Source organism: Arthrobacter sp. Soil764 (genome assembly GCF_001428075.1).
Classification (GTDB): domain Bacteria; phylum Actinomycetota; class Actinomycetes; order Actinomycetales; family Micrococcaceae; genus Arthrobacter.
Genome location: NZ_LMSI01000013.1, coordinates 19,937 through 27,958, shown reverse-complemented (window position 1 = coordinate 27,958; position 8,022 = coordinate 19,937). Strand labels below are relative to the sequence as shown.

Here is an 8,022-nt window from a genome sequence, read left to right as displayed (position 1 = left end):
CTCCGGGACTCGTCCGGGCCCTGCATGCCCCGGGCAACAGCGGTAAGCCGGTTCCAGCCAGCCACGGCCTGGTCCGCCGGCAGACACGCGCTGAGCCAAGCCATCCCGTCCCGGTCCGGCCGGAACTCCACCCGCCGATCCAGCACGGACTTGGCGTGGCGCTTCTCGATCGCCCCGGCATGGTGGCGTTCCCGCCAGACCCGGGCCTTGGCCCTGAACCGGTGCGCCGGCATCTCCCCCACCGGACACCCCCTGGCCGCGTCAGGTACGTCCGGGTCCAGGAAATGCGCCTCCAACGCCGCCGCCCCCGCAGGATCAAGACCCGCGGTTTCATCGGACATCACCACCGCATGCTGCCACGAGATCACCCCGGTCCGCAGTGCCGCCAGGGTCCGCGGCAACGTCGTCATCACGGCGTGCGACGTGGCCAGGAACGACGCCCCAGCCCGCGGCCCCAGAGCCAGCACGCACCCGATCTCCGCAGCAACCGCCATCTCCTGCGCCACCACCGGCACCCCCGGCCCCGCCACAGCATAGGCACTCTCCGCGTACTTCACAGCAGCCTTCGCCTTCAGGCCCGCAAACCCGGCCTCCGCCTCCCGGGCACCGGCAAGAATGTCCAGGCAACCTTCTGCGAGCCCCGCCAAAGGATCAGCCTCCGAGAACGGCTCCAAACCCGCCCCGTCCACTTCCGCGTTCAGCACAGCAAGGGCAGCACGGATGTCCTCCAACGCCCTCACCACCGCCGCTTTCCCCATAAACCCATCATGACAAGGGGGTCTGACAATTTGGACTTGCCCAGACCACGCATCCCCCAAGGCACTCCCGGATTGAGAGCATCCCCGCAAATGGCATGGGTACGCGTCCGTTTTGGGGATGCGGGGCATGCTCCGGTACCCTATTGAGGTTGGTGACGTGTCCGAGCGGCCGAAGGTGCAACACTCGAAATGTTGTTTGGTGTAAAAGCCAACGTGGGTTCAAATCCCACCGTCACCGCCGATGAGAAAGGCTCTGGCTCCCTTAGATCCAAGGGAACCAGAGCCTTTTTCTTTGCCCTCAACCTTCCTGGACGGGGCCGTACACAAGAAAGGCTCCGGCCCTTGTAATCAGGATGCTGACGCCCCCTCGGATCGATGACCGCCCCTCGAAGTGGAGCGCAAAAAGGTGTGGCGCGGCTTTTCCTTCCTATCCCCGCTGCCATCGGCCGCGCGCCCAGATGACCTCGGCCACGCCTCCGAGTGCCAGCGGGAAAGCCACGACCGCGGCCAGGAAGCGCAGGAGGGTGTACGGGCTGACGAGGTCCGCCCAGCCCACAAGAAACCCCGGCAGTGCGACGCAGATGGTCACCCACAACGGGTTGCCTCGGCGGTGTGACCAGACGGAGGCCGCAATGGACAGCAGCCAACCAAAGAAGATGTAGCGGCTGCCGATCCAGGATGCCTCCTGTTCGGCCGGCGTCGGCATCCAGAGCCAGATTCCGGCGTGCACAATTCCGTAACCGATGAGGCCTATTGAGGCGAGCACGAGCAGGATCCAGGCGCTTGCCCCCGCCCACCGGCGGGTCGCTTCCGACACTGCCCTCACCTGTCCCTTCCCCGCTGATGCATTTCTACTGCTGAACTACTGCCCGCCTATGCTGCTCAAGTCTTCCGACTCCGCGCCTTAGGGCTTCCAGGGACTGATCCGGACATTGGCAAAGGCTCCCGTCCCCCAGGTGGATCCATCCGGGCTGAGGTTGATGACGTCGACAGTGACCCTGCCAGCGCGCAGGTCGAGAGCCCTGCTGGAAGGCTCGGTACATGCGAATGCTTCGGAAAAGTTCACCTGATCGCTTGTGCTCCCGGGTGTTCTCTGGGTGAGGACCAGTCTGGCGCTGGAAGTGCCGATGCACGCTGTTGTTACAGCGTAGGTGCCGGAGGAGGGCAGGGATGCGCCCGTGACAAAGGAATTCATCCTGCCACCGATTGATTCCGTTATATCCAGGTAAGTGTCCGAGGTCGGAACACCGAGTACCTCGTCCAGCTTCGCCCGGTTGCCCTCCTCGACAGCTGCCACCTCAGGGGGTTTCGTGGGCGGCCCCGCCGTAGAGTTCGATATAGGCGCTGAAGGAGTAGAACGTGCAGCCGGCATGGACTCATCCTGATATTCGCAGCCGGCCAGAGTGGCGCCGAGCAGAGCCATGGCGGCCGAAACAAGCCAGAGACAACAGTGCCGTACTCCCCCAAGTTGTGACATAGCCCGAGCCTACGCCAGCCTATGCTTCTCCTCATCCTTGATCCCCCTGCGTCCTCGTGTGGCTGGCCTGTTCAGGTGGGTAAGGCGGGTCCTTGTCGCTCCAGCCAGGCCCCTGGCCCGCACCCGTAGACACTTCCGCGGTCCGGCGTTACCTTCGAAGCGGACACCGGAGTTCCTGGACGAAGGGCGGTACCGTGACCAGTCCTGCTGCCGAGAACCAAGTCCGCGCCGCCGTGGACCGAGCCAACGACGAAATGATCTACATCGGTCCAGACCACCCCTACTATCCCTTGCTCGCCGATTTGGTGTCCGCGGTCGGGAAGGCATGGCAACAGGGGTTTGAGCAGGGCCGGCGCGGCGGGCACGAACCAAACCCTTACACGTGGGCGCGGCGGAACGAATAGGGTGGACCACTTGCCCCTTCAGTTGAGGATGCTGATGAACAACAGGACCGTCAGGAATTACTGGCTGACTCTAGCCGCAATGTACGGGCTCAGAGAATCCGCTGATACATCCGGTGGTCCTGCCATTGGCCCGCTATCCGGAGGTAGGCGCGCGCCATGCCATAGGCCTCAAACCCGTTCTTTTCCAGCACCCGCTGCGACGCCGTGTTGTGCACCAGGGTTGCGGCCTCGAGCCGGTGGAGACCGAGATCAACTGCAGCGATGTTGACGGCGGCACCTACAGCCGCTGTCATAATCCCTGCACCCTGGAATGCGTGGGAGATCCAGTAGCCCAAGTGCGCGTTCTGGAAGGCGCCCCGCACGATCGAACTCAAGGTCAACAGCCCCACGATACTGTCATTTCGCGCCAGCACCATGGGAAGTGCCGTGCCCGAATCCAGCTCCTCACGTCGTCGTTCAACCGCTTCCTGCTGGCCTTGGACGGTGTAAAACTCCGCAGGCCGGACCGGTTCCCATGGGGCGAGATGTGAACGGTTCGCTTGAAAGGCCGCCGCCAGCGCCCCCGCATCCGTTGGCTGGACAGGACGGAGCACAACATCCTCAGAAATTTCGCAGGAGAAGTCCACTGCTTCACACTACGCGGTTGCCCGCGCACCGGACGGAGTCACTGCGGGGCCGACGACGGCTGCCGCCCGTGCACTTCCCTTTCGGCGCGCTTCTTGATGCCCAGCAGCATCGCCCGGTCCATGACCAGGTACCAGCGCAGAAGAAGGAAGTCCATCACGCGGAGCCAGCTCTTTCGGGCTCCGTGGTTCCCCACGTTCCCAGTACGCGCGGCCTGAGGCCGTGAATGAGAAACCCCGCAGCGGCGGCGGCAGCGAGGACTCCGGGAAGCCGTCGGCGGATGCGGCTGGATGCATTGTTCCTGGCCGTCTTTGACCGTATGAGGGCCAGGAACTCAGATGTCGTGCTGCTCACGGCACACCTCTTTCAGCTACGGAATGCATGGAGCCTACAGATGCCTAACCGGCCGCCCAGGGTCCAAGGCCCCCTCACAGCCGTCTTTCAAGGCCCCGGGACTGCGTCGGCGGGCACGCGTGCTTGACGCATTATCCGGCAGCGGCTAGAAAAGTAAGCAGCCTTATTATTTGTCGATTCTGCCAAAGAGTTCAGCACAAGGAGGACATGCCATGAGTGAGAAGCCGGGTAACCAGACGCCGAACACCCCTGACGTCAGTGAAACCGAACTGCGCAACATGAAGGTGGACGAACTCCGGAACGAAGCCAAGGAAGAGAACATTCCCGGCACGTCCGGAATGCGCAAGGAAGAGCTGGTGAAGGAGGTCGCCAAAGCCCGGCAGGAAGGCGGGGACGGCGGCAAGGGTAACGCCAGCGGCAGCCAAGCAAAAGACACGGAAGATGCCGAAGACCTGGGTGCCGGTCCCGACGGCGGCAAGATCCGCTACGGCGACGACTCGTCCAAATCGCTGAAGTACTCCCAGGAAATCACCTCCCCGGATGAGGAGCCCGAACGCGAAGGCCGAAGCCTGGCAACCACCCACCATGAGGTCATCAGGCAGTGGGCCGAAGAACGCGGCGGCGTGCCCGCAACGGTTGAAGGCACCGAACATGGTGACCATCTTGGCGTCCTGCGCATCGATTTCCGGGACAAGGACACCAACCTGCGCGAAGTCAGCTGGGAAGAATGGTTCAAGACCTTTGACGAGCGCCGCCTCAATTTCATCTACCAGGAGCAGAGGACGGATGGCAACCAGTCCAACTTCTTCCGGCTGGAGAACCCGGACCGTGAGGACGCCTAAGGGCTCCCACTACTGACGCATGAAGGAGGCGCCACCGCTGCTGCGGTGGCGCCTCCTGCAGTACTGCTAGAGCCGCGTATCGAATGACCCACAAAACACGTTCTCGTTGAACGTGCCCTGGAATTCGGACTTGCCCTGGATCTTCTCCACTGCGGCACGGATGGCTTCCCGCGTCCCGGCGTGGGCGTGGATGGCTGTTCTGACCATCGGCACGTCGATCAGGTGGTTCGGCTGGTTGAGGGACACGAACACCGTGGGCACTTCCGTGACGTACCACGGGATCTCCGCGGCCATCGGCGAGGACCACTTGATCCGGATGGCCGCCTCCTGCGCGAAGCCCTTGACATTGGCAAAGACAAACGCGGCGTCGTACTTCTCTGAATAGTCGCCCGTGGCTTCCTCGGAGATGACGGACATGAAGTTCACCCCGGTCTCCCCCGCCGCCTCGCGCTGCTCAGCGGTCCGGAACAGATGCACCTCGAAACCGGCAGCTTCCAGTTCCTCCTTCACCACCTCCAGGTAGGCCAGCGGGTCAGCGCGGGTGAAGTCGGCCCCGCCGGAAATGCCGTACAACCGGATCCGTGGATGCGTGGCCGGGGTGATGGGCAGGTTCCCGACTGTGTCCTTGACCAGTGTCACCGTCTTGTCCGCGATCTCCGCGGCGATGGACCGGTGCTCGGCGGACCCGATGACGGCAAGCGCCTCCGCGGGCGGCACCAGTTGGTCCGCAGATTTCAGGTGCAGCCCCAGGGACGCCTTCAGCCCGAGGATCCGCCGCAGCGCATCGTGCAGCCGCTGCTCGGTGATGACCCCGGATTTGTAGCCGTCCAGCATGTACTGGAAGTCCTCGGCCGGGTTCCGGAAGAACAGGAACATGTCGCAGCCGGCGGCGATCGTGGCTGGCACCAGGTCCCTGCGCTTCATCGCCTGGGTCAGGCCCACCATCTGCGAGGCGTCGGTGAGGACCAGGCCGTTGAAGCCAAGCTCGCCGCGCAGCAGGTCCTGGAGCAGCTCCGGGGACAACGTGGCCGGCAGAATCTCGGCATCCGCAAGGCCTGGCCGGAAATGCCGGGAGACCTCAGGCGCGCCAATGTGGCCCACCATGATGGATTGCACGCCGTGCGCAATCATCTCCCGGTACACGTGCCCGTACGTCCGGTTCCATTCCTCGTAGCCAAGGGTGTTGTAGGACGTGACCACGTGCTGGTCCCGCTCATCGATGCCGTCGCCGGGGAAGTGCTTCATGGCACAGGCCGTGGGCGATTCGCTGATGCCGTCGAAGTACTCCTTGGCCCGCTCCACCACAATCTCCGGCGTGTTCCCAAAGGAACGCGTGGAAATGACGGTGTTCCGCCAGTTGTAGTGGATGTCCACGATCGGCGCGAAGGCCCAGTTGCAGCCCAGGGCCGCCGTCTCAACCCCTGCCACCTGCCCCATCTGCCGGGCTATTTTCTTGTCCGGATGCGAACCGGCCTGGAGGTGCGTGGACACGAACGTGCCGTCGTCGCAGCTGCCGGCGCCACCCATCTCCGGGTTGGAAGCAATCAGCAGCGGAATCGTGGACCTGGACTGTGCGTAGCGGATATGTTCCTGCACGGCGGCGGCCGGCCCGGGCCGGTACCGCATGCCGCCCACGTGGTAGGTCTCCAGCACCCCGTCGAGGTACTCGGGCGAGTAGTCGTTGTTGTGGTTGATGAACAGCTGCCCGATCTTTTCCTCGAGCGTCATGGCACCAATGGTGCCCTCCACCCAGGCGATGGCGTCGGCGTCGAGCTTGAACGGCGCAGCCGCAAGGTCGACGTCGAACTGCCGCGGCCTGGCGCCGTGGGCCCCCTTGGCAGAAGGTACGACGGCGGCGATTCCCTTGAGTGCCAGGGCCACGACGTCCGCGACGGGCGCGGCGATGTCCACCACCACGCCGGCCTCGTCTTCCTGGAGCGGTTCGAGCGTGGCGAGTTGGGAATCGAGCAGGGCGGGGGGCATAAAGTGCCCGGTGCGGCCTTCCGTCCGCGCCTTCAGGACTTCCTTGCTGCCGTTCAGGTGCAGGAAGATCGTGTCGGGCGCCTGTTTCCGGATAGCGTCGCGATAGCTGCGGCGCAGCGCGGAGCACGCCAGGACCATTCCGCCGTCACCGGCCTTTGCCAGCTCGGTTCCCACCGTGGCGAGCCATGGCCAGCGGTCCTCGTCCGTGAGCGGTGTGCCGGCCGCCATCTTGGCCACGTTCTCCACGGGGTGGAGGGAATCGCCGTCTATGAACGGGACACCCAGTTCGCGGGCTACGAGGTCGCCGATGGTGGTCTTGCCGCAACCGGAAACGCCCATGACCACGATGCGTTGCTTAGTCATCGAAGTAGGTAGGCCTGCTGGTACGGGTACGCGGCGGCTGCTTCTTCGTTGAATTCGACGCCGATGCCCGGCTTGTCGCCCGGGTGCAGGTACCCGTCGGTGAACGTCATGGACTGCTCGAAGACCTCGTTGGTCTTGTCCGAGTGCTGCATGTATTCCTGGATCCCGTAGTTATGGATCGCCAACCCCACATGCAGCTGCGCCGCGAACCCCACCGGCGAAATATCCGTCGGCCCGTGGAACCCGGACTTGATCTGGTACTGCGCGGCGAAATCCATCACCTTCTTCAACGGGCTGATCCCGCCAAAGTGCGTCGACGCCGCCCGGACATAGTCGATCAGCTGTTCCTTGATCAGCGTCTGGAAGTCATACACGGTATTGAAGATCTCCCCGATCGCCAACGGCGTGGTGGTGTGCTGCCGCACCAGGCGCAGCCCCTCCTGGTTCTCCGCCGGCGTGCAGTCCTCCAACCAGAACAAGTCATACGGCTCCAACGCCTTGCCCAGCTTCGCCGCCTGGATCGGCGTCATCCGATGATGCCCGTCATGCAACAGCGGGATCTCCGGGCCGAACTCATTCCGCACCGCCTCAAACACCGTCGGCAGATGCCGCAAATACGCCCTCGTGTCCCAGTCCTCCTCCACCGGGAACGCCCCCCGCCCGGCCGGCTCATAGTCATACCGCTCCCCCGAGGCCTGCGCCTGGGCAGCCACACCGTAGACGGCCTTGATCCCCGGCACCGCGGTCTGGATCCGGATGGACTTGTAGCCCAGCTCCAGGTGCTCGCGGACCGAATCAAACAACGACGGGATGTCCGCCCCCGAGGCGTGCCCGTACGCACGCAGGCCGTTCCGGGACGCACCGCCCAGGAGTTGGTAGACCGGCATCCCGGCCAGCTTGCCCTTGATGTCCCACAACGCCATGTCCACCGCGGCGATCGCCGCCATCGTCACCGGACCGCGCCGCCAGTACGCACTCCGGTACAGGAACTGCCACGTATCCTCAATCCGGTGCGGATCCTTCCCGATCAGCAGCTGCGCCACGTGCTCCTTCAAATAAGCGGCAACAGCGAGTTCACGGCCGTTCAGGGTGGCATCACCGATACCGGTCACGCCATCCTCGGTAGTGATCCGCAACGTCACAAAGTTCCGGGACGGACTGGTCACAAACACATCGGCGGCAACGATCTTCATGGGGATTAACTGTTCCTTCCGGAA

General features: G+C 63.9%; 7 protein-coding genes, 1 tRNA gene and 1 pseudogene. 3 read left to right on the top strand and 6 right to left on the bottom strand.

Annotated elements, in window-relative coordinates; genetic code table 11:
* Positions 1 to 758, bottom strand: a pseudogene (locus tag ASG86_RS09485) (DUF222 domain-containing protein); the annotation flags it as partial.
* Positions 759 to 909: 151 nt separating this feature from the next.
* Here ASG86_RS09485 and ASG86_RS09480 point away from each other — a divergent pair.
* Positions 910 to 996, top strand: a tRNA-Ser gene (locus tag ASG86_RS09480).
* 189 nt (positions 997 to 1,185) lie between these two features.
* On the opposite strand, the gene ASG86_RS09475 is transcribed toward ASG86_RS09480, so the two are convergent.
* Positions 1,186 to 1,575, bottom strand: a complete 390-nt coding sequence (locus ASG86_RS09475; protein WP_235565156.1) for a hypothetical protein — start codon at positions 1,573 to 1,575, stop codon at positions 1,186 to 1,188.
* Between the two features lie 87 nt (positions 1,576 to 1,662).
* On the bottom strand, positions 1,663 to 2,055 hold the full coding sequence (locus ASG86_RS09470; protein WP_056333070.1) for a hypothetical protein: 393 nt from the start codon (positions 2,053 to 2,055) through the stop codon (positions 1,663 to 1,665).
* Positions 2,056 to 2,429: 374 nt separating this feature from the next.
* On the opposite strand from ASG86_RS09470, the gene ASG86_RS09465 reads away from it, so the two are divergent.
* A complete protein-coding gene (locus ASG86_RS09465) occupies positions 2,430 to 2,639 on the top strand; it encodes a hypothetical protein (RefSeq protein WP_056333066.1) in 210 nt (69 codons plus the stop codon).
* Positions 2,640 to 2,728: 89 nt separating this feature from the next.
* Here the strand turns inward: ASG86_RS09465 and ASG86_RS09460 are convergent, their stop codons facing one another.
* Entirely contained in the window at positions 2,729 to 3,265 is a 537-nt protein-coding gene (locus ASG86_RS09460) for a GNAT family N-acetyltransferase (RefSeq protein WP_056333063.1), read from the bottom strand.
* A 564-nt stretch (positions 3,266 to 3,829) separates the two neighbouring features.
* On the opposite strand from ASG86_RS09460, the gene ASG86_RS09455 reads away from it, so the two are divergent.
* A complete protein-coding gene (locus tag ASG86_RS09455; protein ID WP_056333060.1) occupies positions 3,830 to 4,459 on the top strand; it encodes a Rho termination factor N-terminal domain-containing protein in 630 nt (209 codons plus the stop codon).
* Between the two features lie 66 nt (positions 4,460 to 4,525).
* Here the strand turns inward: ASG86_RS09455 and ASG86_RS09450 are convergent, their stop codons facing one another.
* Together ASG86_RS09450 and manD are read right to left on the bottom strand one after the other, a co-directional pair.
* The gene (locus ASG86_RS09450) at positions 4,526 to 6,805 is read right to left on the bottom strand and encodes a gluconokinase, GntK/IdnK-type (protein ID WP_056333057.1); all 2,280 of its coding nucleotides are present in this window, start codon (positions 6,803 to 6,805) and stop codon (positions 4,526 to 4,528) included.
* Positions 6,802 to 7,998 (bottom strand): D-mannonate dehydratase ManD, encoded by a 1,197-nt coding sequence (manD, locus tag ASG86_RS09445; RefSeq protein WP_056333054.1) that lies wholly within the window; start codon positions 7,996 to 7,998, stop codon positions 6,802 to 6,804. The genes ASG86_RS09450 and manD overlap by 4 nt, the downstream gene beginning before the upstream one ends.
* Positions 7,999 to 8,022 lie beyond the last annotated feature (24 nt).

Coding starts and splice junctions, on each gene's coding strand:
- ASG86_RS09455 (WP_056333060.1), top strand. CDS start 3,830: ATGAGTGAGAAGCCGGGTAACCAGACGCCGAACACCCCTGACGTCAGT.
- ASG86_RS09450 (WP_056333057.1), bottom strand. CDS start 6,805: ATGACTAAGCAACGCATCGTGGTCATGGGCGTTTCCGGTTGCGGCAAG.
- manD (WP_056333054.1), bottom strand. CDS start 7,998: ATGAAGATCGTTGCCGCCGATGTGTTTGTGACCAGTCCGTCCCGGAAC.